We start from the raw sequence: 25,384 nt of genomic DNA on the forward strand, positions 1-25,384 counted from the left end.
GTCGCCCGTGCTGGGCGAGCGCAGCGAGGCGAAGTGAAGGGGTCGCTCTGGCGCGGCAGGGTGCTCGCGGTCCTCGGCATCCTGCTCTGCGCCTTCTCGCTGCGCTCGGCCGTCGCGTCGCTCTCGCCCGTCGTCGATCTGATCGGCGAGGACTTCGAGGTCTCGTCGGCCGTGCTCGGCGTGATCGGCACGCTGCCACCGGCATGCTTCGCGGTGTTCGGCATCCTCACTCCCGACCTCGAGCGTCGGCTGGGCATCGAGCGGCTGACCGTCATCGCTCTGACCGCGATCACCGCGGGACTCGTCGGGCGCAGCCTCGCGACCGACTCGATCGGTCTGCTCGTGGGCACGGCCGTGGTCTTCGCGGGTGTCGGCATGGCGAACATCCTGCTGCCGCCGCTGGTGAAGAAGTACTTCGCCGACCGCATCGGGCTGATGATGACGGTCTACACAGCCACGATGGCGTTCTCGACCTTCGTGCCGCCGCTGGTCGCCGTGCCCCTGGCGGATGCCGCGGGCTGGCGCTTCTCACTGGGGATCTGGGCGGCCTTCGCGTTCGCCGGCCTCATCCCGTGGCTGGTGATGCTGTTCCGGCCGGGAGCGCCGGCCGATGCCGTGCCCGCGGCGCCGGATACCGTCGACGACGCCGCGTTCGATGCCGAGGACGGCGCGGACGATGCCGTCCTCGCCGCAACCGGTCCGATCGCCACGGCTCCCACCAACCGGCGTCTGTTCGCACGGCTCGCCCGCATCCCGCTGGTCTGGGCCCTCGCGTTCACCTTCGGCACCTCGTCGACCATGGCCTACGTCTCGTTCGCGTGGCTGCCGTCGATCATGATCGACACGGCGGGCGTCGACCCCGCGACCGCCGGTTTCATGCTGTCGCTGTGGGCGTTCATCGGTCTGCCCGCCGGGCTCGTCGTGCCGGTTCTCGTGGTGCGGTTCCAGGCAACCCGGCCGCTGTTCGTGATCGGGTCGGTCGGTGCGCTCGTGGGCCTGCTCGGCCTGCTGCTCTTCCCCCGGCCCGAACTGCTGTGGCTGTGGATGACGCTGTTCGGCCTCGTCGGGGTGTCGTTCCCGCTGGCGCTCGTGCTGATCAGCATCCGCTCCCGCACCCCCGAGAGCGCCGTGCTGCTGTCGAGCTTCGTGCAGAGCGCGGGCTACGTGCTCGCCGCGATCTTCCCCGTGCTCGTCGGCATCCTGCACGACGTGACCGGCGGGTGGACGATCCCGATTCTCGCCGTCATCGCCGTGGTCGTGCTCACGTTCCCCGCGGGGATCGCCGCCGGGCGCCGCGTCACGATCGAAGACGAGTGGGAGCGCCGGCACGGGAAGTGGTGAGGCGCGGGGCCAGCGCCTCGCTTCACGGACGATTGGCTGGTCTGGTCAGGTTGGTCAGACCATGGCAGACTGGATGCATGAACCTGACGGTCAATGTGCAGGAGGCGAAGACCCGCCTCTCCGAACTGCTGCGCCGGGTGGAAGCCGGCGATGAAGTCGTGATCGCCCGCGCGGGCAAGCCGATCGCGCGCATCCAGGCAGCATCACCGCGAGGACGCGATCTCAGCTCGCCCCTGTTGCCCGAGCTGCCGCCGATCCCGGCCGATTCGCTCTTGGAGGGCATCGCGGAGTCGGAGATCGCCGACTGGGAGGGCGGCGATCCTTCTGACCCGCTGAGCGCGGCTGCATGAGTCGATACCTGCTGGACACGCACGTTCTGCTCTGGCTGGCCACCGATCCGGGCCGGATTCCCGAGGGCCTGCGCGAGGACATGAGTACGGCCGAGGAGATCTTCCTCTCGGCCGCCAGTGCGTACGAGATCGCGCAGAAGTCGCGCCGGGGGCAGCTGCCGCACGGCGAACGTGTGCTTGCGCGCTGGTCGCACCTGCGAGACGCGCTGCTGGCCGACGAACTTCCGCTGAGCGTGGGGCACATGCGCGAAGCGGGTGAGCTCGCGTGGGCGCATCGAGACCCGTTCGATCGGATGCTGGTCGCGCAGGCGCGCCTGGACGGACTGGTGCTGGTGACGAAGGACGAGCGGATTCTCGCCTTCGAGGAAGTGACCTGCGCGCGCTGGGAGTGACCCCGGGCGTTCAGGCGAACGTCACGTCATCGCCGACGCGGATGACCCCGCCGGAGCCTGCCGCGTCGCCCACGGCGCCGCTGACGCCGTCGAGCAGCAGCAGGCGGCCCAGCGACGGCTCGGGCAGGCCCACGCCGCGCGTGAGGGTGGTGAGCACCCTCGCATCGCGGATGCCCGTGTCGGGGTTGGCGTGGGTGGCCAGGCAGCGCACGATCGGACCCTCGGCGGTGAAGCGCACACCGCCGATGCGCACCTCGCCCTGCCACGACAGCTCGTCCCAGGCATCCACCCCGTCGATCACCACGTTCGAACGGAACCGGCGGTCGTCGACCTGCTGTCCCAGCGCGCCGCTCAGCGCGTCGACGCTCGCCCGGCTGTGCACGCTGACGAACCCGCGCGAGCGATCCTGGAAACGCGAGTGCTCGCCGTCGCCGACCAGCACAAGAGGCAGCCGCCCCTCGCGCTGCAGCAGCTTCCACTCGGGGGAGTCGAGCACGAACGCCATGATGATCTCGGTGAGCTCGGCGCAGCCCTCGGCATCGAGCACCACCTCGACCAGCAGCTCGTCGTCGTACACGACCCGCACCCGGCGCGCGTCGTGGTCGTACGCCACCTGCAGCGCGGCGAGAGTCGGGAACGACTCCAGCGCGAGGCCCTTCGACTTCGGCCAGTACTCCAGGCCGTCCCGGGTCTCGGGCTCGGCGGCATCCGCGAATCGGAAGGCGAGCACCCGGTCTCCGGCGATGCGCCCGTCGGACTGCACCACGAGCTCATCGCAGCGTTCGGGTGTGAACCCCTTGATCGGGTGGCGGTACAGGGCGGCGACGTGGGGCATCCGCCCATTCTGCCCTGGCTGTTCCGAAGCCCGGGGTTCCAGAGACGACGAAACCCTGGTCGACGCGGCAGATGCCGGTCGCCAGGGTTTCTTCGACGAGCTCAGGGGCCCTTCGACAAGCTCAGGGACCCAGGTGAGCAGCTCAGGGACCCGGGTGAGCAGCTAAGGGACCCGGATCGAGCGACGTCAGGCTCGCTCGAGTTCGTCTTCGTCTTCGTCCGCGTACATGTCAGCCCACTTGTCGACGTACTGATCGTCTGACGTCGGGTGCCCGAGCTCACTCTCCAGCGCAGAGAAGTTCACGTCGGGACTGTACGACTTGAGTTCGCGGGCGATCTTGGTGTGCTTCGCCTTCTGACGGCCACGGCCCATGCGCGAGACCCCCTTTTACGAGTTCAGCAGCGGGCACGTGATGGGCCCGATGATATTCACGGCACCGGCGTTAAGCCGGTAAGAGTAGCATTCAGGATAGCACGCACGCCAGAGCATCCGGCCGTCCTGCGGCCGCCCCGCGGAAGGATCGACATGACGGATTCCACGCCCCGAGCCGCTGAGGAAGCGGCCCAGAACGCGGCCCTGCAGAAGGCGGTGATCGTCGGCATCCAGCCCGGTCAGCCGCCGCACGTCCTCGATGAGGCGCTGCGCTACGCGCGACTGCTGCAGGCGCCGCTCGTCGTCGTGCACGTCGACGTCACGCGCTTCGTCACCTTCGAGGATCCCGACGGCTACGTGCACTCCGCCCCGATCGACCTCAACCTCGATGCAGGCGCGGCCGAGTTCGAAGACGTGCAGCGCGCTGCCGAGCAGACCCTCGCGGATGCCGATGTGCCCTGGACGGCACGCCAGCTGGTCGGCGACCCGGCTCTGGCGATCAAGCAGCTGGCCGAGAAGCTCGATGCCCAGCTGATCGTCGTCGGCACACGCAAGCGCGGTCTCGGCGAGTCGATCCGCGAGTTCTTCACGGGCTCGGTCGCGGCTCGCCTCGCGCACCGTCAGCACCGCTCGGTGCTCGTCGTCCCGCAGGGCGAGACGGTGCCCGACGATCAGAAGGACATCTGGGTGGAGTAGCCCCGAACCGGCTCCGCTCACCGGAGCGGAGTGGCGGCGTCGGCCGTCGCGCATTTCAATGGACGGGTGATCCCGTCTTCTCGTCGCGACTTCGCGCTCATGCTGACCGCGCTGCTGCTGCTCGCCGTCACCCTGCGCCTCGCCGTGACGACGGCGTCGGTGCTGCTGCCGCTGCTCACGGACGAGGGCGCACTGACGCCGCAGGCCGCCATCATCATCCCGGCCGTGCCGACCGCCCTGTTCGCCGTCGGCGGGGTGCTGACCCCGTGGCTCAGCCGGCGCATCGGCGCCGTCGCGGCTGTCACCGGAGCGATGTCGGCCGTGGCGATCGGCATGCTGGCACGCTTCGTCCCCCACTCGGCGGTGATCGTCGGCGGCACGGTGCTCGCGATGGCGGGCATCGCCGTGGTCAACGTGATGCTCCCCGCCCTCGTGCGTGCGACCAGCGGCACCCGGATGCGCGCGGTGACGACGGCGTACACGACCGTGCTCTCCGCGTCGAGCGCGATCGGCGCCGCCGCCGCCGTGCCGGTCGCGCACGCGTTCGGATCGGCGACGCTCAGTCTCGGAGCCTGGTCGGTGTTCGCCGTGCTGGCGCTGGGCGTCTGGATCGCGGCCGCGCGCCATCATGACGTCGACGGCGCGCTGACCCCGCCCGCGTCGCACTCCCGCCCGGCCCTGCCGCGCGGCACCTGGCCGCTAACCGGCTTCTTCGCCCTGCAGGCTCTGCTCGCCTTCGTCGTGATGGGGTGGCTGCCCACCATCGCCGTGGATGCCGGGATCAGTCCCGCCCGCGCCGGCGTGCTGCTCGGCATCGTCATCATGGTCAGCATCCCGGCCGGCATGATCGCCGTGAGCCTGGCGCACACGCTGCGCGGGATCCGCGCGGGTGTGGTCGGGGTGTCGGTCGGCGCCGCCGCCGGCATGCTGGGGCTGTGGCTGGCGCCGACCGCTGCTCCCGAGCTGTGGAGCGTGCTGATCGGAACGGGCATGGCCGCCTTCCCGCTGGCCCTCGCGCTCATCGCCCGCTCCGGCTCCGGCGCAGCCGAGGCCACCCGCGTCTCGGGCGTCGCCCAGGGACTGGGCTACGCCATCTCGACGATCGGACCGCTGGGTGCCGGCGCCTGGTACGCCGCCGGGGGCGAGTGGGGCCCGGTGCTGGTCGCCATGATCGTCGGGGCGGTGCTGCAGGCGCTGATCGGCCTGATCCTGGCATCCGCGCCGAAGCCGGCCTCTCGCGCGTGACGGCGCCCCCGCCCGCCGAGGCGGGAGAGGGCGCCGAGCAGGTGCTACTTCTCGGTCGGCAGCGAGCTCAGCGCGCGCGTGACCGCGCGAGCCGCCTCGTCCATAGCGCGCTCGAGCTCGGTGACGACGGATGCCGGAAGCGAGCCCCCGCGAGCGACATGCGTGCGCAGGTCGGTGCGCAGCTGGGCGCGGAACGCGTTGATCGAGGCATCCGCCCGCTGCAGGTGCTCGCGGCTGGTGGCCCGCTCATCGCTCATCCCGTCGAACCGAGGGCGCGACTTCGCCGCACGATGCTCGTCGTGCGCGGCGGTGGCGAGGTCGGCGCGCAGGCTGCGCATGGCGTCCTGCACGCTCTGCCGCACCTCGTTCGCGATCAGCCGCACCGAATCGGCCAGGCCCTCCTCGATGCCGGCGAGGTCTCCCTCGCGGGCGGTCAGCTCGGCGCGGCCGGCGTCGGTGATGGCGTAGATCGCGGTGCGGCCGTCGACGGTCTTCGTGACCAGGCCCTCCTCTTCGAGCTTCGCCAGGCGCGGGTAGATCGTGCCGGCGCTGGGCGTGTACGTGCCGCCGGTGCGGTCGGTGAGCGCCTGGATGATGCCGTAGCCGTGCTGCGGTGCCTCGGCCAGCAGCGACAGCAGGTACAGGCGCAGGTCGCCGTGCGAGAAGACCGCGGGGCTCATGATTCCCACTCCGCGTCGTCCGCCACCGAGACCTGCGGGCGGCGCAGTACGGTGATCCCGCCGGACACCGAGTTGGCGCGAACGTCGACGAAGCTGCCGGACAGCTCACCCACCTGGCCGGTGTAGCTGCTGGGGCCGCCGCTCGAGCGCTCGACGCCGTCGACCGTGATCCGCCCGGTCATGCTGCGCAGCACGTAGTTCGCGGGCAGGGTCTCGTCGAGTCGCACGGTCGTGCCGCCCGAGACGGTGTTGAGGTTGATGGTGTTCATGTCGCCCACGGCGTCGACGAGGATCGACCCCGACACGGTGTCGACGGTCGCCTTGCGCAGGCTGCCGGTCACGGCGACGTCGCCCGAGACGCTGTTGGCGTTGATCGATCCGGTGAGGCCGCGCACCTGCACGTCGCCCGACACGGAGTTCGCGGTGAGGTCTCCGGTGATGCCGTCGGCGATGAGATCGCCCGAGACGGTGTTCAGCTTGGCGTCGTTGCGGATGCCCGAGACGAGCGCTCCCGCGCTGACGACACCGAGGGTGAGGGCGATGGCGCGCGGCACGGCGATGCTCACCTCGGCCTTCGGCCCGCCTGCGCCGAAGTTGCGGAACACATCGAGGAAGTTGTCCCACCCGATCTGGGGGTGATCGATCTCGACCTGGGTGCCGTCGGATTCGATGCGCAGATCCTTCACGGTGACGCCGGTCACCTCGATGCGGATGCCCGGTTCGTCGTGCGCGATCACATCGACCTGTCCGCCGACGAGCCCGACTTTGAGGCGCGACGCGGAGGCGATGTCGATGACGCGTTCTTCGCCCGGGGCGACGAGCCACTTCTCAGTCATGTCACTGCTCCTTGATCAACGGATATCGAGATATATCGCGTTGGAGCAACCGTAACACGATATATCTCGATTTGTGCCTGGCAATGCCCTGAAAGCCCGTTGACCTTGACGCAGCGTCAACTTCTACCGTGGAGTCACCGACACGAGAGGACGATGCGCATGGACTGGTCGATACAGGAGATCGCCCGGCTGGCCGGAACCACGAGCCGCACGCTGCGCCACTACGACGACATCGGGCTGCTGCCGCCGTCGCGCATCGCGCACAACGGCTACCGGCACTACGACCGGTCGGCTCTCGTGCGCCTGCAGCGCATCCTGCTGCTGCGCGAGCTCGGCCTCGGGCTGCCGCAGATCGCCGAGATCCTCGACCCTTCAGCGGGCTCAGGGACCCAGGCCACGACAGTGGAGGCATCCGCCCTCGAGACCCACCTCGCCTGGCTGCACCAGGAGCAGCAGCGCCTGCGGCGGCAGATCGCCTCTGTCGAGAACACCATCCACGCATTGAGAGAAGGAGAAGAGATCATGGCCGAGAACATGTTCGACGGCTTCGACCACACCCGGTACATGGACGAGGTCGAAGAGCGCTGGGGCGCGAAGGCGTATGCCGACGGCGACCGCTGGTGGCGGGGCATGAGCGCCGACGAGCGCAGCGCCTGGCAGCAGCGCGTCGCCGACCTGAGCGCCGACTGGGTCGCCGCCGCGGAGAGCGGCATCGACCCGGCATCCGACGAGGCGCAGGCGCTCGCCCGCCGGCACGTCGAGTGGCTCACGGGCGTCCCGGGCACGCCGGCATATGGATGGGTCCCTGAGCCTGCCGAAGGGCAGGGGCCCAGTGGTGAGGTCAAGGGATACGTGATCGGACTCGGCGAGATGTACGTCGCCGACCCGCGCTTCGGGGCCAACTACGCGACGAGCGCGGGCGGCACCGCGGGCGCGGAGTTCGTGCGCGATGCGCTGCGGGTCTACGCCGAGGCGAACCTGTAGCCCTCACGGAACGCAGGAGTTCACGCGAAACGCAGGAGCGGATGCCGCAGGGCATCCTGCATTCCGCGCGATCTCCTGCGTGTCGCGACACGACACCGACCTCCTCGACCGCCGCGGGTAGTCTGGCAAGCACGATGAGCATCACGCGCCGCACTCTGCTCGTCGGCGCCGGGGCGGGCGCCGTCGGGCTCCTGCTCGCCGCCTGCACGCCCGAGCCGCAGCCCGCCCCCACCCGCACCAAGACGCCGATGCCGCGCCCGACCGCGCCCGAGGCGGTGCCCGCACCGGCCGGATGGCTGCGCAGCACGTGGGCCACCGACCCGTACTCGCTTGGATCGACCAGCTACCTGCCCGCGGGCGCTGACCCCAGCGAGCGCGAGCGTCTCGCCGCACCCGTGCTCGATCGGGTGTTCTTCGCCGGCGAGGCCACCGACATCGCCCATCCCGGCACCGTCGTCGGGGCCGCCGACGACGCCCGCCGGGCGGCTGTCGCGCTCGTCGCCACGGGCGATGACACCGAGCGGCTCGCCGTCGTCGGCGCGGGGGTGGCCGGTGTGATCGCGGCCCGGATTCTGGCGGATGCCGGGCACCAGGTCACCCTGTTCGAAGCGCGCGAGCACATCGGCGGTCGCGTCCGCAGTGTCGCCGACGACGAGCAGTGGCCGATTCCTGCGCAGCTCGGCGCCTGGCTGCTCAGCGAAGACGACCTCGCGTCGCTCGATCACCGGCTCGTCGACATGGGCGACCGCACGCTCGCACTCGACACCCCGACGGCCTGGTCCGCCGACGGCGAAGCCCCCGCTCTCGACGGCGCGCCGATCGCCCAGGCTCTCGAGAAGGCCGAGGCGCAGGCATCCGACGCACCGATCGCCGACGCGCTCGCCGCGAACGGCGCGGACCTCGACGACCCGGCGCTCACGGCCTCCCTCGCCTGGATGGCGGCGATGACCGGCGCCGACCCGTCGCGCGCCTCGAGCTGGTACCCGCCCGCCTTCCCGGCCGATGCGGTGCACGGCGTGATCGGCGACCTCGACGGGCTCCTCGACGAGCAGCTCGACGGCGTGACGGTGGCTACAGCGTCGCCCGTCTCGCGCATCGCGTACGACGATCGCGGCGTGAGCCTGCGCCTCGGCACGGGCGAAGCGCTCTCGTTCGACCGCGTGATCGTCACCGCACCGCTCGGGGTGCTGCAGGAGCAGGGCATCGAGTTCGCGCCCGCGCTGCCCTTCTCGCATCGCGGGGCGATCGCCGCGCTGGCATCCGGCTTCATCGAGACGGTCTGGATGCGCTTCGACGAGGCGTTCTGGACGACCGAGGCGACCGTCTGGCACGTCGTCGGCGGTGACGCGCCGATCCGCACCTGGCTGAACCTTCAGCCGTTCACCGGCGAGCCGGTGCTCGTTGGTCTCGTCGGCGGTTCGGACGCCGAGCAGTTCGCCGCTCTCAGCGAGCGCGACGCGACGGCCGCCGCCCGAGCATCGCTCGTGTTCTTCGCAGAGCGGGCAGCGGACGAGGGCTGATCTCACCCCACGGCGGCACCGTCGGGCGCACCTTGCTGAGCAGCACGAGCCCGACCGCGACCGCGGCGAAGATCGCCAGGGCCAGCGCGCAGCTGAGCACCATCTCGCCCAGCCCCGACACCTGCCGCAGGTCGAGGAAGTAGTACGGGTACCACCCGATCACGCTGCCGCGCCAGATCGTGAAGACGCCCCACACCACCGGATACAGCAGCACGAAGGGAACCACGCGCCACGACGCGGCACGCCGGCCCGGGCCGAACACCCAGGCGACGACGGTCCACGCCGGCAGCACGAAATGCAGCACGACGTCAGACCAGGGGACGGTGATCGGGATGCCGTGCTCGCCGGCCTGCCACACGATGAGAGCGAACGCGAGACCGGCGGTGATCGTCCAGCTGAGCACGAGAGCACGCGCGGTGGTCAGCCACGCCGGATCCTCGTCGTGCCGCAGGGCGATGACACCGGCGACGAGAGCCAGCGCGGCGAACGCGGTGTTCGACTGGATCGTCAGGTACGCGAAGAAGTTCGAGCCGGCGAGGGTCTGCGAGCCCATGCCCCACAGCATCCGGTGCACGAGCGCTGCGATGCACACGGCCGCGGTCGCCAGACGCGACCAGCCGAAGATCCTTCGCGTGAGCACTCGAGCGTCGTCCTCCCGGCGGTCCGGCGGCATCGGGAGCAGAGCCGCACCACCGCCTCGAGTCTATGCAACCCCGGGTGAGCGGCCGCAGCGACGGCGCGCGGATAGAGTGGCGCGGTGACCACCCCGACCCCCGCGCGCACCGCGATGCGTCGGGCCGCGCTCGCGGCGGCGGGCGGCACGGTCGGCACCGCGGCTCGCCTCGGCCTCGGGATGCTGATCGCCGACGCTCCGGTCGCGGTGCTGGTCGCGAACCTCGTCGGCGCGCTGCTGCTCGGCATCCTGACCGCCCGCATTCCCGCATCCGAGCTGCGGATCCTGCTCGGCACCGGGATGCTCGGCGGCTTCACCACCTACAGCGCGTTCGCGCTCGACAGCGTCGAGCTGGGGGCGGCCGCACCCGCGCTCGCCGTGGGGTACATCGCCGTGAGCCTCGCCGGCGGACTGCTCGCCGCGTGGCTCGGCCTGCGGATCGGCGGCTCGCTCGGACGCAGGAGCGCCTCGTGAATCCGCTCGTGTTCGCCCTCGCCGCCGCGTGCGGCGGGCTCGGGGCCGCCGCCCGGTACCTGATCGACATCGGCGTCGCACGCCTCACCCGGTCGCGCTTCCCGTGGGGCGTGATGGTGATCAACATCACCGGCTCGCTGCTGCTGGGAGCGGTGGTCGGGATGCTTCCCGGCGCCGCCTTCGTGGTCGGCGCGGGCTTCCTCGGCGGGTACACCACCTTCAGCACGGCGATGATCGATGCGATCTCGCTGTGGCGCGACGGCGAGCAGCGGGCGGCGGTCGCCGACGTGATCGGGATGCTCGTGCTCTCGCTCGCCGCGGCCCTGGTCGGCCTCGGCATCTCAGGCGGGCTGGGCTGAAGCTGCCAGTCCGGGCACAGCTTGCGGCGCCCATAATGTACAGACGTACATCTGCGATTCCCGGGAGGCGACATGAGCGAGCCGTCACGCCGCCGTCGTGACCCCGAGGCGCGCCGCATCGAGATCGTCACCGCGACCGCAGAGCTGATCCTCGAGGTCGGCGTGAGCGCGGTGACGCACCGGCTCGTCGCGGCCCGTGCCGGTGTGCCGCTGGGTGCGACGACCCAGTACTTCGCCACCCTCGACGACCTGCGCTCTCAGGCGCTGCACCATCTCGTCACCGAGGTCGACGCTCGCGTCGACGACATCCGCGCGACGCTCGAGCAGCGCGGCGCGACCCCCCACGTGCTCGCCGAGCTGATCGTGCAGGGGCTCGCCGACGCCCGCGCCCTCGAGGCGGATCGCGCCGTCGTCACCGCCGCCGTCGACGACCCCCAGCTGCGGGCGATCGCGCGACGCTGGTCCGAGCGGATGACCGGCTTCCTGGTACCCGCCTACGGCGTCGAGCGGGCCACCGCGGCGGCCGTCTTCATCGACGGCGTGCTCTGGCACGCTCGCATCCACGACGAGACGCTGAACGCCTCCCTGATCGAGAAGGCCCTCGCCGGCATCCTCGGCACCGATCCCACGACCACGAGCGACTGAAAGAGCACCGCGTGTCGAACCTCGCCATCCTCAGCCTGCGCAACCGCGCACTCATCGCGCTGATCACCATCGTGTCCGCCGTCTTCGGCGGCCTGGCGCTCACCAACCTCAAGCAGGAGCTCATCCCCTCGCTCGAGCTGCCCGCCCTGGTGGTCATGAGCACCTACCCGGGCGCGTCGCCCGAGGTCGTCGAGAACGACGTCTCCACACCGGTCGAGAAGGCGATCCAGGGCGTGCCCGGCCTCGAATCGAGCAGCGCGACGAGCACGACCAACGCCTCGATCGTGCAGGCGATGTTCGCGTACGGCACCGATCTCGCCACCGCCGAGCAGAAGATGCAGCAGGCGATCAACCGCATCTCGCAGCAGCTGCCCGACGACGTGAGCCCGCAGGTGCTCAGCGTCTCGATAGACGACTTCCCCGTCATCCAGATCGCCGTCACGGGCTTCGACGACTCCGAGACCGCTCAGCAGGATCTCGAGAACACGGTGATCCCCGACCTCGAGGACGTCGACGGGGTGAACGCCGCCGAGATCGTCGGAGGCGTCGGTCAGCGCATCACGATCACCCCGGATCGGGCGAAGCTGTTCGCCGCCGGGCAGACGACCCAGGCGATCAGCCAGGCGCTCGAGCAGAACGGCGTGCTGCTGCCGGGCGGAGACATCACCGAGGGCGACCAGACGCTCACCGTGCAGTCGGGGGCGAAGCTCGCCTCGGCCGCGGACGTCGCGGCCCTGCCGCTGAGCGGCACGGACCTCACCATCGGCGAGGTCGCCGACGTCGCGCAGGTCGCAGACCCGGTCACGTCGATCTCGCGCGTCGACGGTGAGGACGCCCTGTCGATCGCGGTCACCAAGCTGCCCGCGGCGAACACCGTCGAGGTGTCGCAGGGGGTGCTGGCCGCGCTCGACGAGCTCGGCGACACGTTCCCGGATGCCGAGTTCACCGTCATCTTCGACCAGGCGCCCTACATCCAGCAGTCGATCGACACGCTGGCCACCGAGGGCATGCTGGGCCTGGTGTTCGCGGTTCTCGTGATCCTCGTCTTCCTTCTCTCGATCCGCTCGACGCTGGTCACCGCGATCTCGATCCCCACCAGCGTGCTGATCACCTTCATCGGGCTGCAGGCGTTCGGCTACTCGCTCAACGTGCTCACCCTCGGTGCGCTCACGATCGCGATCGGCCGTGTCGTCGACGACTCGATCGTCGTGATCGAGAACATCAAGCGGCACTACGTCGAGGGGGCCGACAAGGGGGCGGCGATCCGTCTGGCCGTGCGCGAGGTGGCATCCGCCATCACCGCATCGACCATCACCACGGTCGCGGTGTTCCTGCCGATCGTGTTCGTCGGCGACATCGTCGGCGAGTTGTTCCGTCCGTTCGCGATCACCGTGACGATCGCGATGGTCGCTTCGCTGCTCGTCGCCCTGACGATCGTGCCGGTGCTCGCGTACTGGTTCCTGCGGCCCGGCAAGCCGCTGGTCGACGCAGACGGCGCGCGCATCGATCCCGAGCATCCGGACGCCCCGCCCACGACCCTGCAGCGGATGTACCGGCCGATCCTCGGCTGGACGCTGAAGCACTCCGCGGTCACCGTCGTGCTCGCCGTGCTCGTGCTCGCCGGTACGCTCGCCGCAGCCCCGCTGATGAAGATCAACTTCCTCAGCGACTCGGGCCAGAACACCATGACCGTCACGCAGGACATCGGCAACACCGCGAGTCTCGAGGCCAAGTCCGAAGCGGCGAAGAAGGTCGAGGGCGTGCTGGACGGCGTCGACGGGATCACGCACGTGCAGGCCTCGATCGGATCGAGCGGCTCGGCGCTGCGCGACGCGTTCTCGGGCGGGGCGGGCATCACCTACTCGATCCAGACCAGCGACGACGCCGATCAGGAGAAGCTGCGCGCTACGGTGCAGAAGGAGGTCGACGCGCTCGACGGCGCCGGCGAGGTCACCGTCGCGGCGAGCGGGGGCGGATTCGGCTCGAGCGACATCGAGATCACCGTCACCGCGCCGAACGCCGACGATCTGCAGACCGGCACCGACGCCCTCATGAAGGAGCTCGACGGACGCGACGGCATCGGTCAGGTGACGAACAACCTGTCGGCCGCGCTGCCGTACATCGCTGTGGTCGTCGATCGTGAGGCGGCCGCCGCGCGCGGGCTGTCCGAGGTCGCGGTCGGCTCGATCGTGTCGGGCACGATGCGGCCGCAGCAGATCGGCTCGGTCGAGGTCGACGACAGCGCCCTCACGGTGTACCTCGTCGACCCCGAGCCGCCGGCATCCGTCGACGCTCTGAAGCAGCTGTCGATCCCCACGGCCACCGGGCCGGTACCGCTCGAGCAGCTCGCGACCGTCGAGCAGCGTGAGGGTCCCACCTCGATCTCGACCGAGCAGGGACGCCGCACCGCGACGATCACCGTGCCGCCGGCATCCGACGATCTCGCCGTCGCCACCGCGTCGGTGACCGCGGCTCTCGACACGGTGGACCTGCCCGACGGCGTTCGCGCCGCGGTCGGCGGTGTCGCCGAGCAGCAGGCCGAGTCGTTCTCGCAGCTCGGGCTGGCGATGCTCGCGGCGATCCTCATCGTCTACGTCGTGATGGTCGCGACATTCAAGTCGCTGCGTCAGCCGCTGCTGCTGCTCGTGTCGGTGCCGTTCGCCGCGACCGGGGCGATCCTGCTGCAGATCGCCACCGGGGTGCCGCTGGGCGTCGCCTCGCTGATCGGCGTGCTCATGCTGATCGGCATCGTGGTGACCAACGCGATCGTGCTCGTCGACCTCGTCAACCAGTACCGGTCGAAGGGGCTCACGACTCCCGAGGCGGTGATGGCGGGTGGCGAGAAGCGTCTGCGGCCCATCCTGATGACGGCGCTCGCCACGATCTTCGCGCTGACGCCGATGGCGCTCGGCATCACCGGGCACGGCGGATTCATCTCACAGCCGCTCGCGATCGTCGTGATCGGCGGCCTGGTGTCGTCGACGGTCCTGACACTCATCGTGCTGCCGACGCTCTACAACCTCGTCGAGGGAGCGAAGGAGCGCCGCCACGCGAAGCGCGCCGCGCGGGGTGACGGTGACGATCCCGCCGCCGAGCCTCCGACCGCCGAGGGTGGCGTCGCGCTGACGCGTCGGCAGCTGCGCGCCGGCGACGCCCACGTCTGACGCCTCACGTTCGGGAGGACTTCGCACGCCTCGGAGGGCGAGTCCGGGGTGTGGGTCCTCCCACGCGTGCGTTCTCCTCCCGAGCGGGTGGGCCCACAGGGGTGAGGCGGACGGGTCAGCGGATCAAGCGAAGCGGATGCCCCACTGCAGCGTCCACGACTCGCCTTCGGCGAGGCGACGCAGCCCGCGACCGGAGTTGAAGGCATCGGCCGGGGCCGTCATCGGCTCGATCGCCACGGCGAGCGGCTGCCCGGGGTACCGGTCGGTCGTGTACGCCTGCACGTAGTCGAACCCCGGACCCTGCTGCAGCGTCACCGTGCGGCCGTCGGGCGCGGAGAGCGCGGTGCGCACGAAGCCGTCGGCGTCGCGGTGCAGGCTCGCGTAGCCGGTGTCGAGCTGCACGCCGCCGAGGCGACGACCCTCACGCAGGTCGGTCGCCGCCGAGACGGGACTCTCGCCGACCGGCAGCAGCCGGTCGTCGGTCTCGAAGTACGTCTCCGCCGGCAGGCGCAGCACGAGCTGCCGGGCGTCGACCCCGTCGATGACGAAGAACGGGTGCGTGCCGAGCGCCACTGGTGCCGAGCCGGCGGAGTGGTTGGTGAGGGTGTGGGTGACGTCGATACCGGCATCCGTCAGCGTGTAGGTGACCGATGTCGCGACCAGGTACGGGTATCCGGTCTGCGGCACGATCTTCGCCGCGAGTGTGACGGACTCGTCGGTGAGCTCGGCGATCTCGTACGCGGTGTAGCGCAGCAGTCCGTGGCTGGCGTTGCGGAGCTTGGGCTCGCTGATCGACAGCGCGCGTTCGGTGTCGCCGTCCTGCCAGACGCCGTCGCGGATGCGGTTCGGCCACGGGGCCAGCACGACGCCCGAGCACGACGGGGTCGGCTCATCGGCAGGGTAGGGCGGCACGATCTCGACACCGCCCACCGTGAGATGGCGCAGCGAGGCGCCGACCTGGGCGATCTGCGCGGTCACGTCGCCGCGTCGCAGGTGGACCTGGATGCCGGTGGGGGAGCCGATCACATCGTCAAGGGGCATGAGGTCATCGTACGGCGGGCACTCTCCCAGAAAAGCCCGGTATTCTGGAAAGCGTCGGCTTCGAGCACCCGCGTCACGCGGTTCTTCCGAGCACTAACGCTCATTGTGAGCTCAGGGGCCGATGGTTCATAACCATCACATGAATGGCCCCGGTCGACGAATGCCCGGGTATGTCCCACGCGCGCTGATCTCTGTGCCCGCGGAGCGGACGCTGTTCTCGTGTCAGAGACAGTCAGGAACACCATGCCCAAGAATGGCAAGCCCAAGGGCGGACGCCCGTCGCGCAACTTCGAGCCTCGGTACGCGAAGAGCGGACCGTCGTTCCACGAGCGCCACTCCGGCGGACGCCCGTCGCGCGACGGCGATCGTCGGACGGATGCCGGAGAGCGCCGCTCGTTCTCGTCGGACGCTCGCGCCGACCGTCGGCCCGGCAGCGTCAGCCCGAAGCACCGGGGCTACCGTCCCGCGGATGCCGAGGGAACGGCGCCGAAGGCACGCTGGTCGGACACGCAGCGCGCCGGTCGCGACGAGGCCCGCTCGATCCGCAATCGCGCAGAATCCGGACGCCGCGAGGCTCCGCACCACCGCGGTGACCATGACGATCGCCGCGACGGTCGTGGTTTCGACCGCAGCGACCGGTTCGGCCGGGATGCGCGTCCGGCGCGGGATGACCGGTTCGGTCGGGATGCGCGTCCGGCACGGGATGACCGGTTCGGTCGGGATTCGCGTCCGGCACGGGATGACCGTGGCGGGTACGAGCGTCGTGGTGGCTTCGATCGAGATGCGCGTCCGGCGCGGAACGACCGCGGCGGCTTCGAGCGACGCGGCGGGTTCGACCGCGATGCGCGCCCTTCGCGTGATGACCGGGGTGGATACGGCCGCACTGATCGCTTCGACCGTGACGCCCGTCCTGCTCGCGATGCGCGCCCGGCTCGTGACGACCGTGGCGGATACGGCCGCACTGATCGCTTCGACCGGGATGCGCGTCCGGCGCGGAACGACCGGTTCGACCGGGATGCCCGTCCGGCGCGCGATGATCGCCGTGGCGGCTCCTCCGACCGCACCGAGCGCCCCCGGTTCGACCGTGACGCGCGCCAGGAACGCGGCAACCGCTTCGATCGCGACGCGCGCCCGCCGAGGGATGACCGCCGTGGTGGTTCCGACCGCACCGAGCGCCCCCGTTTCGACCGTGATGCCCGTCCGGCGCGGCAGAACCGCGACGACCGCCCGAACCGCAGCGACTGGAACGCTTCCTCCACGGCCAAGGCGCACGAGGAGCAGGTCGACGTCGTGCACGAGCGGCTCGAGGCCGAGGCCGTCCAGGCCACCGAGGTCGCCGATGTGACCTTCGGCGACCTCGGCATCGGCTCGAACATCGTCGAGATCCTGAAGAACATGGGTGCTGCAACGCCCTTCCCGATCCAGGCCGCGACGATCCCCAGCATCCTGCAGGGTCGCGACGTGCTCGGCCGGGGCCGCACCGGTTCGGGCAAGACGATCGCGTTCGGCGCGCCGCTCGTCGAGAGCATCCTGCTGTCGCAGAAGGGCAAGCGCCGTGAGTTCGGCCGCAAGCCGCGCGCGATCATTCTCGCGCCGACGCGCGAGCTGGCGCTGCAGATCGACCGCACCGTGCAGCCGATCGCCCGAAGCGTGGGCCTGTTCACCACGCAGATCTACGGCGGTGTGCCGCAGGCGCGCCAGGTGGGTGCGCTGAACAAGGGTGTCGACATCATCATCGGCACGCCCGGCCGCATCGAAGACCTCATCGAGCAGCGCAAGCTCGACCTCTCCGAGGTGCGCATCGCCGTGCTCGACGAGGCCGATCACATGGCCGAGCTCGGGTTCGCCGAGCCCGTGCAGCGCATCCTACGCAAGACCGGCACGGCGCTCGACGACGGAGCCACCAGCCAGAAGCTGCTGTTCTCGGCCACCCTCGACCGTGAGGTCGCGGCGATCGTCGACGAGTTCCTCGTCGACCCGGCGGTGTACGAGGTCGCCGGTGAGGACCAGGGCTCCAGCACGATCGACCACCGCGTGCTCGTCATCGAGCACCGCGACAAGGCCGACGTGCTCACCTCGCTCGTCGACCGCGACGGGCAGACCCTCGTCTTCGCGCGTACCCGCGCCTACGCCGAGATGCTTGCGGAGCAGTTCGAAGACGCCGGCATCGCCGCCGTCTCGCTGCACGGCGACCTGAACCAGGCCAAGCGCACGCGCAACCTGCAGAAGCTCACCGCCGGCAAGGTGCAGGTGCTCGTCGCCACGGATGTCGCCGCTCGCGGCATCCACGTCGACGACATCGACCTCGTCGTGCAGGCCGACGCTCCCGACGAGTACAAGACCTACCTGCATCGCTCCGGCCGCACGGGTCGTGCCGGCCGCACGGGCCGGGTGGTCACGCTGATCACCCGTCAGCGTCGCCGCCGGATGGAGGACCTGCTCGGTCGCGCCGAGATCGACGCGCCGTTCGAGCAGGCAGCCCCCGGTGACGATGTGATCGAGGAGATCGCCGGCCGGATGCCGAGCGAGGCCGAGCTCACCGCCTGACCTCGGTCAGAGTGTGCGGAAGCCGCCGGATTCGGGCCCTCGTGCCCGGATCCGGCGGCTTCGCTGTCGGACCTCCGGAGTTGCGGTGGGTCAGCCCGTCTGGAAGCTGAATCGCACCAGCACGGCGAGGGTGTCGTCGTCGACGCGGAACTCCGGGTCGCCCACGTACTCGCGGTACTCCCGGCCGTGCCAGAAGCTCTCGTGCCCGGTTCGCCATTCGGCGACGTCGGCGTAGCCCTCACCTTCGCCGAGAGCGTGTGTAAGGTCGACGTCGGCGAGACGGACGACCCGCACCTCCTCGACAGTCTCGATGCCGACGGGGATCCCCGCGGAGTCGATCACCGCCGCGCGGTCGCCGACGGCGGGCATCGATTCGTCGTCGATCTCGAGCTCACGCAGCAGGAAGGTGGTCGTGGTCTTCTCGCCGGCGAGGATCGCCCCAACCAGCAGGTCGCGCAGCGGCCCCGGAAATGCGTACTCCGAGAGGGGCAGGTCATCAGTCGTCGACACCCGCTCAGCCTATGCACCGAGCGACGGCGTCGGCGCGCCCGTCAGAACAGCATGTCGGCCTGGGTCGTGGTGCGCACGGATGCCGGCGCGGGGCGCTGCCGCATCCGCCGGCCGCGCATGCTGTCGTTCTCCTCTTCGGAGCGGGCGTCGAGCCCGTGCACTCGCATGAGCGGGCGGATGCGCTTCGCCAGCCACTGACGGTACGCCTTCGGCGCCTCGACCGAGACGCCGGGGTAGAGCCCGCGGTACGACGACAGCAGCTCCGGATGCTCGCGCTCGAGCCACTGGAAGAACCACGGCTTCACGCCGGGGCGCAGGTGCAGCGCGCCGTACACGACATGGTCGGCGCCGGACTGCTTGATGCGCCGCAGGGCCCCGTCGATCGCCGCAAGCGAATCGGTGAGGTGCGGCAGCACCGGCATGAGGAAGACGCCGATGCGGAAACCGGCGTCGCTCAGCGCACGCACCGTGTCGAGGCGCGCGTGCGTGGTGGGGGTGCCGGGTTCGATCGCGTGCTGCAGGTCGTCGTCGTACATCGCGATCGACATCTGGATGTCGATCGGCACCCGCTTCGCCGCCTCGACGAGCAGGGGGATGTCGCGGCGGATCAGTGTGCCCTTGGTGAGGATCGACATCGGCGTTCCCGAGTCGGCGAGAGCCTGCACGATCCCGGGCATGAGCTTGTACCGGCCCTCGGCGCGCTGGTACGGGTCGGTGTTCGTGCCGAGCGCGACGGTCTCGTGCTTCCACGATCCGCGGCGCAGCTCGCGCTGCAGCACCTCGACGACGTTCGTCTTGACGACGATCTGCGAATCGAAGTCGGCACCTCCGTCGAGGTTGAGGTACTCGTGCGTCCCCCGAGCGAAGCAGTATGTGCATGCATGGCTGCATCCGCGGTACGGGTTCACGGTCCACGCGAACGGCATGCGCGAGGCGCCGGGCACCGCGTTCAGCGCCGACTTGGCGAGCACCTCGTGAAAGGTCATCCCCGCGAACTCGGGGGTGGTCACCGAGCGCACGATGCCGGTGCGGCTCTCCAGACCGGGGAGCGCGTCGGCATCGACCTCGCCCACCGCCTGACCTTGCCACCGCATCCATCCATTCGAACAAATCAACGCATGACTGTCAACCCATAGTCGGAGTTGTGTTCTATGAATGTCGAGGTGCCGCGTGGGGGACAATGGTTCGATGAGCGCCGCGCAGTCCCGACACGTCGCGCGTGAACCGCTCGCCGTGCGGGTCGCGCTGCCGCTCGGTGTGCTCTTCACGGCGATGGCATCGCTGGCGACTCTGTGCGGCGTCATCGCCGACAGCCCCATCGCCCGTGTCGAGCTGCCCGCGCCCGCCGCCGCGATGGCGATCCCCGCCGTCGAGGTCAACGCTCAGCTGGCCGCGAATCCCTGCGCCGACGACGGCGTCCGTGCCGCGCTCGACACCGGTGACGACGCTGGTGTCATCGCGTCGTTCGGCGGCGGTGCCGCCTTCCGCGAGGCGGTCGCGAACGGCAACGCGCCGTGCATCTCGCTATCCGACCCGAACCGGTCGTGGGTGGTCGTCAACAAGCAGCGTCCACTCGATCCGGTGGGTTTCGCTCCGGCATCCCTCGCCGACATCGGCCTCAGCGCCACCACCCGCTCGAACGAGCTGCGCCCCGAGCCCAAGGAGGCCCTCGAGGCGATGGCGGCCGATGCGGCCGCCGCGGGCGCGGGCACGATCGGGATCAACAACGGCTACCGCTCGTTCGGGGTGCAGGAGAGCACCTACGGCGCGCACGTGCGCGACAAGGGGCAGAGCGGAGCGGATGCCGTGTCGGCCCGGCCTGGCTTCAGCGAGCACCAGAGCGGTCTCGCCTTCGACCTCGTCGCGTGCGCCCCCCGCTGCGGTGCCATCGAAGCCTTCGGACCCACGTCGCAGGGCCGCTGGGTCGCAGAGAACGGCTGGCGCTACGGATTCATCGTGCGCTACGAGCCCGGGCACACCGGAACCACGGGGTACGCACCCGAACCGTGGCACATCCGCTACATCGGGCCCGAGCTCGCCCAGGCGTACCATGACGGCGGGTTCCACACCCTCGAGGAGTTCTTCGGCCTGCCCGCGGCGCCCGACTACAGCCACTGAGGCGCCGACCGCGACATCCCAGAACGCGGAACGCAGTGTCATCCTGTGTGAGACTTGTTCTCACACGCGACTGTCCGGCGATGTCATTCCGACCTAGACTCGCCGTGCGACGACGCATATGAATTCGAGGAGGACGCCATGGAGCGCGACATCTACGAAGAAGACCACGAGGCCTTCCGCGACCTGGTCAAGGACTTCGTCAAGCGGCACGTCACGAACGAGTCGATCGAGCGGTGGGATGCCGCCGGCGAGGTCGACCGCGACACCATGCTGGCCGCCGGTGAGGCCGGCATCCTCGGGCTCTCGGTGCCCGAGGAGTTCGGCGGGGCGGGCATGCTGCAGGACTACCGCTTCCGCGCGATCGTGAACGAAGAGGTCATCGGCGCCGGCGCCGGCTCGCTGGCGGGCGCCCTCGGCATCCAGGACGACCTCGCCGTGCCGTACCTCGTGCACATGGGCACGCAGGAGCAGAAGGAGAAGTGGCTGCCCCGCATGGCGACGGGCGAGATCCTCGGTGCGCTCGCGATGACCGACCCGGGTGCGGGATCCGACCTGCGCGGCATCAAGACCAACGCGAAGAAGGTCGACGGCGGGTACATCCTCAACGGCGCCAAGACGTTCATCTCGTCGGGCACCACCGCAGACATGGTCGTCACCTTCGTCAAGACCGGTGAGGGCACCCGCCCCGATGCCTTCAGCCTGCTCATCGTCGAGAAGGGCATGGAGGGCTTCGACCAGGGCAAGAAGCTCAGCAAGATGGGCTTCCACGGCTGGGACACCGCCGAGCTCAGCTTCACCGACGTCTTCGTCCCCGACGAGAACCTCATCAGCGGCAAGGAGGGGCAGGGCTTCATCCAGCTGATGATGAACCTGCCGCTCGAGCGTCTCTCGATCGCCGTGTCTGCCGCCGCGGTCATCCAGGCCGCCGTGAAGTGGACCGTCGACTACACGAAGAACCGCGACGCGTTCGGCGAGCGGGTCATCGACTTCCAGAACACCCGCTTCCGCATCGCTGACATGGCGACCACCGCCGACGCGGTCTGGGCCTACGTCGACCGCGGTCTCAAGGCCTACGCCGCCTCGCAGCTCACCGCCGAAGAGGCCGCGCAGCTGAAGTTCTGGGTCACCGAGCGCGAGTGGGAGGTGCTCGACACGGGAGTGCAGCTGCACGGCGGCTACGGCTACATCATGGAGTACCCGATCGCCCGGGCCTTCACCGACGCCCGCGTGCACCGCATCTACGGCGGCACCAACGAGATCATGCGCGAGATCGTCGGCCGTCAGATCGCCGGCAAGCGCTGAGCGCGGACTGAGCGCGCCGACGCCGCGGGGTTGTCTGAGCGGGGAGGCCCTCGGCGGTCAGGTCGGCTGCCAGGGGAAGGTCAGGGCGAACACGACGGCGGATGCCAGCAGCACCGCCGCCGCGAAGACCGTGTCGCGGGCGCGCCACGGCACGACATGCCGTTCGGTTCGGGTGGGCTGCGCGCCGAAGGCGCGGGCATCCATCGACAGGGCGACCCGCTCGGCATGCCGGATGCCGGATGCCAGCAGCGGCACGATGTATCCCCAGCCTCGCGCGAGCCGGGCGATCGGACCGCGACCGCCGCCCTGCCCGCGCACACGATGCGCGGCGCGGATGATCGACAGCTCGTATCCGAACCGCGGCACGAAGCGGTAGGCGGCCAGGGCGGTGTAGCCGATCCGGTACGGCACGTGCAGCTGCTGCACGGTGGCCCGCACGAGGTCGGGCCCGCGGGTGGTCAGCCCGCCGATGAGTGCGAGGGCGAGGATGGCGGCCAGGCGCAGCGCGGTCGCCAGGCCGCTGAGCAGCGCGCCGGAGTGCAGCGTCCACTCGCCGATCCGCACGAGCGCGGCGGTGTCGGCGACCTGCTCTGCGTCGACCCACACCCCGAACCCGACGCTGAGCACGGCGACGCCCAGCGGCACGCCGAGCAGCAGCACACCGGCGGTGCGCGCGGTGAGCCTGGCGCCGGCGAGTATCACCGCGTAGGCCAGCGCGAGGAAGATCGCCGGCGTGAGCAGGTCGCGGGTGAACGCGAGCAGCGCCATCGCCGGAAGTACGGCGCCGAACTTGGCGAGCGGGTTGACGCCGTGCAGCCAGAAGCGCGCCGGAGCGGGCACATCGGCGTACGGGTCGATCGGAGTGGGCTCGGTCGCCGGGGCGACCGCGGTGCCTGCGGAGGCGGATGCCGAGGCGTCCGGGCCGGTCTGCGCGAGCACCTCTGCCGCGGGGCCGACGGCGATCACCTCGCCGTCGCCGACCAGCACCGCATGGGTCGCGTACTCGGCGATCAGCCGGCGGTCGTGCGTCACGATCACGACGGTCGTGCCTGCTCGCTGCAGCTCCTGCAGCATGCCGAGCAGTTCGGCGGCCCGCGCTCTGTCCTGGCCGAACGTCGGCTCGTCGAGCGCGATCACGGCGGGGCGAGTGATCAGCGCGGTGCCGACCGACAGTCGCCGCTTCTCGCCCCCGGAGAGCAGGAACGGATGCATGTCGGCCTTCGCCGTCAGTCCGAAGCGGGCCAGCATCTCGTCGACGCGCTCGTCGACCTCGGCGGGCTCGACCCGCTGCAGGCGCAGCCCGTGTGCGAGCTCGTCGCGCACGGTGCCCGCGATGAACTGGTGCTCGGGGTTCTGGAACACGAAGCCGGCGTGCGAGGCGAGTTCGCGCGGGGAGGCGCGCCCGGCATCGAGCCCGTCGATCAGCACCCTGCCGCGCGTCGGCGTCGCCACGCCGCCAAGCGCCTGCAGCAGTGTGGTCTTGCCTGCGCCGTTCGCCCCCATGATCGCGGTGAACGACCCGCGGGCGATGTCGAGGTGGGGCACGTCGAGCACGCGGGCACCACGCTTGTCGACGACGAGGTCGCGTGCGGTGATCGCCGGGGCGTGGCCCGGCGCGGCAGCGGGGCGCGTGGTGTCTCCGGCGGGGGGCACCCGGGCGGCGGGCGCGAGCACACCCAGCGATCTCAGTGTCTCGGCGTGCTGCTGCAGCGTCTCGCGGGCCGGGCCGTCCAGCAGCAGGCGCCCGTCGTGACCCAGCACGATCACTCGGGTCGCGAGGTCGACCGCCGCATCGACGTCGTGCTCGACGAGCACGATCGCGCGCTGCTCGGCATCCCGGGCCAGCTCGCCCAACGCGGCGTACACGTCGCGCACGCCCTGCGGATCGAGATTGGCGGTCGGCTCGTCGAGCACGATGACGCGCGAGCGCAGGGCGAGGGCGCAGGCGATCGCGAGACGCTGACGTCCCCCGCCGGAGAGCAGGTCGGGGTTCCAGCGGCGACGGCTCCACAGGCCCACGCGGCGCAGCGCCTGCTCGGCGCGGGCGAGCAGGTCGGATGCCGGCAGCCGCAGATTCTCGAGCGCGAAGGCGACCTCGTCGAGCACCGTTCCGGTCACGAGCTGCGAGTCGGGATCCTGGAAGACCGTCGAGACCTCGCCGCTCACCTGGGCGACCGGGGTCGTGCGAGTGTCACGGCCGGACACCTGCACCGAGCCCGTCATCGTCGCATTCTCGACCGACTGAGGGATCAGGCCGTTCAGCGCGAGGGTCAGAGTCGACTTGCCGGATCCGCTCGGACCGAGCAGCAGCACCACTTCGCCCGGATGCACGTCGAACGAGACGTTCTGCAGCGCGGGGTGCGCGGCGCCCTCGTACGTGACGCTCAGGTCTCGCACGCGGAGCAGGGGCGCGGAAGAGCGCACGGGCGGGTCCTCTGTGAGCGGGCGGTTGCCTCTCAATTTAGTCTGACCCGCCCCTCATGAGGCTGTGAGGGTGCGTCGCTCAGCGTGGGGCGATACCGGCCCGGCGCAGCGCATTGCCGATCGCGATGCCGATCGCCGTCCACGCCACCGGCCCGAGCACCGAGACGATGAGATAGCTCAGCTGCACCCACGGGGTGAATTGCGCCAGGTCGACGACGAAGCCGACCACGATCGCCACGAGCACGCCGATGATCGCCGCCGAGACGAAGAATCGCCAGCGGCCCCAGACGCGATAGCGGGTGAGGGCGGCCACGCCCTCCTGGATCGCGCCGAAGAGCAGAGCGGTGCCGATGTAGCGCATCGCCCACATCGGGGTGAATGCGCTCGAGATGAGCGCCGCGATGACGTGGGTGATCAGCGCCACCATCGGCTTGCGCAGCACCTCCTGCGCGATGATGCCGGGCAGCACGTGCACGCCGAGCACGAGTCCGTACACGAACGGCACGAACGTGATCACGCCGACAGTGATGAGACCGGCGACCCCGCCCAGGATGCCCGTGGCGACGCCGATGGCGGCGCAGACGAGAAGAGTGCGCGTGCTCAACGCCGGTCGGAAAGCCACGCCTCAAGGCTATCGGGCGCCGTCGCCTCCGGCCGGTGCGCGGGCCGGAGATACCTCCTGAGGCTGAGCCCGTAGCGCAACCGGCGCGCCACCGTCCGCCCGGGCCCGCCCGGCATCCGGGTGCCCGGGCCCGACGGCAACCGGACGCCCGGGCCCGACGGCTATCCCGGTGCCCGGTCGGGCGTTACAGTCCGGGGGCCGACACTCCAGATGTCGGACCGTTTCCGCGAGAACGTCCGACATCTGGAGTGTCG

The 25,384-nt window shown here is 70.4% G+C and carries 24 protein-coding genes; 14 read left to right on the plus strand and 10 right to left on the minus strand.

Annotated features, from left to right (window positions below):
- The first annotated feature begins 33 nt into the window (after positions 1 to 33).
- The 3 genes from ACWIDW_RS13665 to ACWIDW_RS13675 all read left to right on the plus strand — a co-directional run bounded on the left by ACWIDW_RS13665 (position 34) and on the right by ACWIDW_RS13675 (position 2,083).
- Positions 34 to 1,341, plus strand: coding sequence for an MFS transporter (locus tag ACWIDW_RS13665; protein ID WP_454125868.1), 1,308 nt, complete (start codon positions 34 to 36; stop codon positions 1,339 to 1,341).
- A 77-nt stretch (positions 1,342 to 1,418) separates the two neighbouring features.
- Positions 1,419 to 1,691 carry a type II toxin-antitoxin system Phd/YefM family antitoxin gene (locus tag ACWIDW_RS13670; RefSeq protein ID WP_454125869.1) on the plus strand — a complete coding sequence of 91 codons (273 nt, stop codon included), beginning with the start codon at positions 1,419 to 1,421 and terminating at the stop codon, positions 1,689 to 1,691.
- Positions 1,688 to 2,083 carry a type II toxin-antitoxin system VapC family toxin gene (locus ACWIDW_RS13675; RefSeq protein WP_454125870.1) on the plus strand — a complete coding sequence of 132 codons (396 nt, stop codon included), beginning with the start codon at positions 1,688 to 1,690 and terminating at the stop codon, positions 2,081 to 2,083. The genes ACWIDW_RS13670 and ACWIDW_RS13675 overlap by 4 nt, the downstream gene beginning before the upstream one ends.
- Positions 2,084 to 2,093: 10 nt before the next feature.
- On the opposite strand, the gene ACWIDW_RS13680 is transcribed toward ACWIDW_RS13675, so the two are convergent.
- Positions 2,094 to 2,918, minus strand: coding sequence for an MOSC domain-containing protein (locus ACWIDW_RS13680; RefSeq protein ID WP_454125871.1), 825 nt, complete (start codon positions 2,916 to 2,918; stop codon positions 2,094 to 2,096).
- Between the two features lie 186 nt (positions 2,919 to 3,104).
- Positions 3,105 to 3,290, minus strand: coding sequence for a DUF3073 domain-containing protein (locus tag ACWIDW_RS13685; protein ID WP_099194886.1), 186 nt, complete (start codon positions 3,288 to 3,290; stop codon positions 3,105 to 3,107).
- 153 nt (positions 3,291 to 3,443) lie between these two features.
- Here ACWIDW_RS13685 and ACWIDW_RS13690 point away from each other — a divergent pair, with 153 nt between their 5' ends.
- The gene (locus ACWIDW_RS13690; protein ID WP_454125872.1) at positions 3,444 to 3,986 is read left to right on the plus strand and encodes a universal stress protein; all 543 of its coding nucleotides are present in this window, start codon (positions 3,444 to 3,446) and stop codon (positions 3,984 to 3,986) included.
- Between the two features lie 66 nt (positions 3,987 to 4,052).
- On the plus strand, positions 4,053 to 5,231 hold the full coding sequence (locus tag ACWIDW_RS13695; RefSeq protein ID WP_454125873.1) for an MFS transporter: 1,179 nt from the start codon (positions 4,053 to 4,055) through the stop codon (positions 5,229 to 5,231).
- Positions 5,232 to 5,275: 44 nt separating this feature from the next.
- Here ACWIDW_RS13695 and ACWIDW_RS13700 read toward each other — a convergent pair whose 3' ends face one another.
- Complete coding sequence (locus ACWIDW_RS13700; protein WP_454125874.1) at positions 5,276 to 5,911, minus strand: PadR family transcriptional regulator; 636 nt, start codon at positions 5,909 to 5,911, stop codon at positions 5,276 to 5,278.
- Complete coding sequence (locus tag ACWIDW_RS13705) at positions 5,908 to 6,747, minus strand: DUF4097 family beta strand repeat-containing protein (RefSeq protein ID WP_454125875.1); 840 nt, start codon at positions 6,745 to 6,747, stop codon at positions 5,908 to 5,910. The genes ACWIDW_RS13700 and ACWIDW_RS13705 overlap by 4 nt, the downstream gene beginning before the upstream one ends.
- Positions 6,748 to 6,906: 159 nt before the next feature.
- On the opposite strand from ACWIDW_RS13705, the gene ACWIDW_RS13710 reads away from it, so the two are divergent.
- Positions 6,907 to 7,731 carry a MerR family transcriptional regulator gene (locus ACWIDW_RS13710; protein ID WP_454125876.1) on the plus strand — a complete coding sequence of 275 codons (825 nt, stop codon included), beginning with the start codon at positions 6,907 to 6,909 and terminating at the stop codon, positions 7,729 to 7,731.
- A 134-nt stretch (positions 7,732 to 7,865) separates the two neighbouring features.
- A complete protein-coding gene (locus ACWIDW_RS13715) occupies positions 7,866 to 9,251 on the plus strand; it encodes an FAD-dependent oxidoreductase (protein ID WP_454125877.1) in 1,386 nt (461 codons plus the stop codon).
- On the opposite strand, the gene ACWIDW_RS13720 is transcribed toward ACWIDW_RS13715, so the two are convergent.
- Positions 9,175 to 9,891 carry a Pr6Pr family membrane protein gene (locus ACWIDW_RS13720; RefSeq protein WP_454125878.1) on the minus strand — a complete coding sequence of 239 codons (717 nt, stop codon included), beginning with the start codon at positions 9,889 to 9,891 and terminating at the stop codon, positions 9,175 to 9,177. The two genes, ACWIDW_RS13715 and ACWIDW_RS13720, sit on opposite strands and share 77 nt — an antisense overlap.
- A gap of 117 nt (positions 9,892 to 10,008) precedes the next feature.
- Here ACWIDW_RS13720 and ACWIDW_RS13725 point away from each other — a divergent pair, with 117 nt between their 5' ends.
- From ACWIDW_RS13725 to ACWIDW_RS13740, 4 genes are all read left to right on the plus strand, one after another.
- Entirely contained in the window at positions 10,009 to 10,398 is a 390-nt protein-coding gene (locus ACWIDW_RS13725) for a fluoride efflux transporter FluC (protein ID WP_454125879.1), read from the plus strand.
- A complete protein-coding gene (locus ACWIDW_RS13730) occupies positions 10,395 to 10,757 on the plus strand; it encodes a fluoride efflux transporter FluC (protein ID WP_454125880.1) in 363 nt (120 codons plus the stop codon). Before ACWIDW_RS13725 ends, ACWIDW_RS13730 begins: the two co-directional genes overlap by 4 nt.
- A 72-nt stretch (positions 10,758 to 10,829) precedes the next feature.
- Positions 10,830 to 11,402, plus strand: a complete 573-nt coding sequence (locus ACWIDW_RS13735) for a TetR/AcrR family transcriptional regulator (protein ID WP_454125881.1) — start codon at positions 10,830 to 10,832, stop codon at positions 11,400 to 11,402.
- An 11-nt stretch (positions 11,403 to 11,413) separates the two neighbouring features.
- The gene (locus ACWIDW_RS13740; protein WP_454125882.1) at positions 11,414 to 14,566 is read left to right on the plus strand and encodes an efflux RND transporter permease subunit; all 3,153 of its coding nucleotides are present in this window, start codon (positions 11,414 to 11,416) and stop codon (positions 14,564 to 14,566) included.
- A gap of 123 nt (positions 14,567 to 14,689) precedes the next feature.
- On the opposite strand, the gene ACWIDW_RS13745 is transcribed toward ACWIDW_RS13740, so the two are convergent.
- On the minus strand, positions 14,690 to 15,607 hold the full coding sequence (locus ACWIDW_RS13745) for an aldose 1-epimerase family protein (RefSeq protein ID WP_454125883.1): 918 nt from the start codon (positions 15,605 to 15,607) through the stop codon (positions 14,690 to 14,692).
- Positions 15,608 to 15,850: 243 nt separating this feature from the next.
- On the opposite strand from ACWIDW_RS13745, the gene ACWIDW_RS13750 reads away from it, so the two are divergent.
- Positions 15,851 to 18,154, plus strand: a complete 2,304-nt coding sequence (locus tag ACWIDW_RS13750; protein ID WP_454125884.1) for a DEAD/DEAH box helicase — start codon at positions 15,851 to 15,853, stop codon at positions 18,152 to 18,154.
- Positions 18,155 to 18,244: 90 nt separating this feature from the next.
- On the opposite strand, the gene ACWIDW_RS13755 is transcribed toward ACWIDW_RS13750, so the two are convergent.
- Both ACWIDW_RS13755 and ACWIDW_RS13760 read right to left on the minus strand, forming a co-directional pair.
- Positions 18,245 to 18,664: an ASCH domain-containing protein gene (locus tag ACWIDW_RS13755; RefSeq protein ID WP_454125885.1), complete on the minus strand. Its 420-nt coding sequence runs from the start codon at positions 18,662 to 18,664 to the stop codon at positions 18,245 to 18,247.
- A 41-nt stretch (positions 18,665 to 18,705) separates the two neighbouring features.
- Complete coding sequence (locus ACWIDW_RS13760; RefSeq protein ID WP_454125886.1) at positions 18,706 to 19,758, minus strand: Rv2578c family radical SAM protein; 1,053 nt, start codon at positions 19,756 to 19,758, stop codon at positions 18,706 to 18,708.
- A 94-nt stretch (positions 19,759 to 19,852) separates the two neighbouring features.
- Between ACWIDW_RS13760 and ACWIDW_RS13765 the strand changes: the two genes are divergently transcribed.
- A complete protein-coding gene (locus ACWIDW_RS13765; RefSeq protein ID WP_454125887.1) occupies positions 19,853 to 20,782 on the plus strand; it encodes a M15 family metallopeptidase in 930 nt (309 codons plus the stop codon).
- A gap of 138 nt (positions 20,783 to 20,920) precedes the next feature.
- The gene (locus tag ACWIDW_RS13770) at positions 20,921 to 22,084 is read left to right on the plus strand and encodes an acyl-CoA dehydrogenase family protein (RefSeq protein ID WP_454125888.1); all 1,164 of its coding nucleotides are present in this window, start codon (positions 20,921 to 20,923) and stop codon (positions 22,082 to 22,084) included.
- Between the two features lie 57 nt (positions 22,085 to 22,141).
- On the opposite strand, the gene ACWIDW_RS13775 is transcribed toward ACWIDW_RS13770, so the two are convergent.
- Both ACWIDW_RS13775 and ACWIDW_RS13780 read right to left on the minus strand, forming a co-directional pair.
- Positions 22,142 to 24,508 (minus strand): ATP-binding cassette domain-containing protein, encoded by a 2,367-nt coding sequence (locus ACWIDW_RS13775; RefSeq protein WP_454125889.1) that lies wholly within the window; start codon positions 24,506 to 24,508, stop codon positions 22,142 to 22,144.
- Between the two features lie 79 nt (positions 24,509 to 24,587).
- Entirely contained in the window at positions 24,588 to 25,130 is a 543-nt protein-coding gene (locus ACWIDW_RS13780; protein WP_454125890.1) for an ECF transporter S component, read from the minus strand.
- Between the last annotated feature and the right edge of the window lie 254 nt (positions 25,131 to 25,384).

Source organism: Microbacterium sp. NPDC055312, from assembly GCF_053645675.1.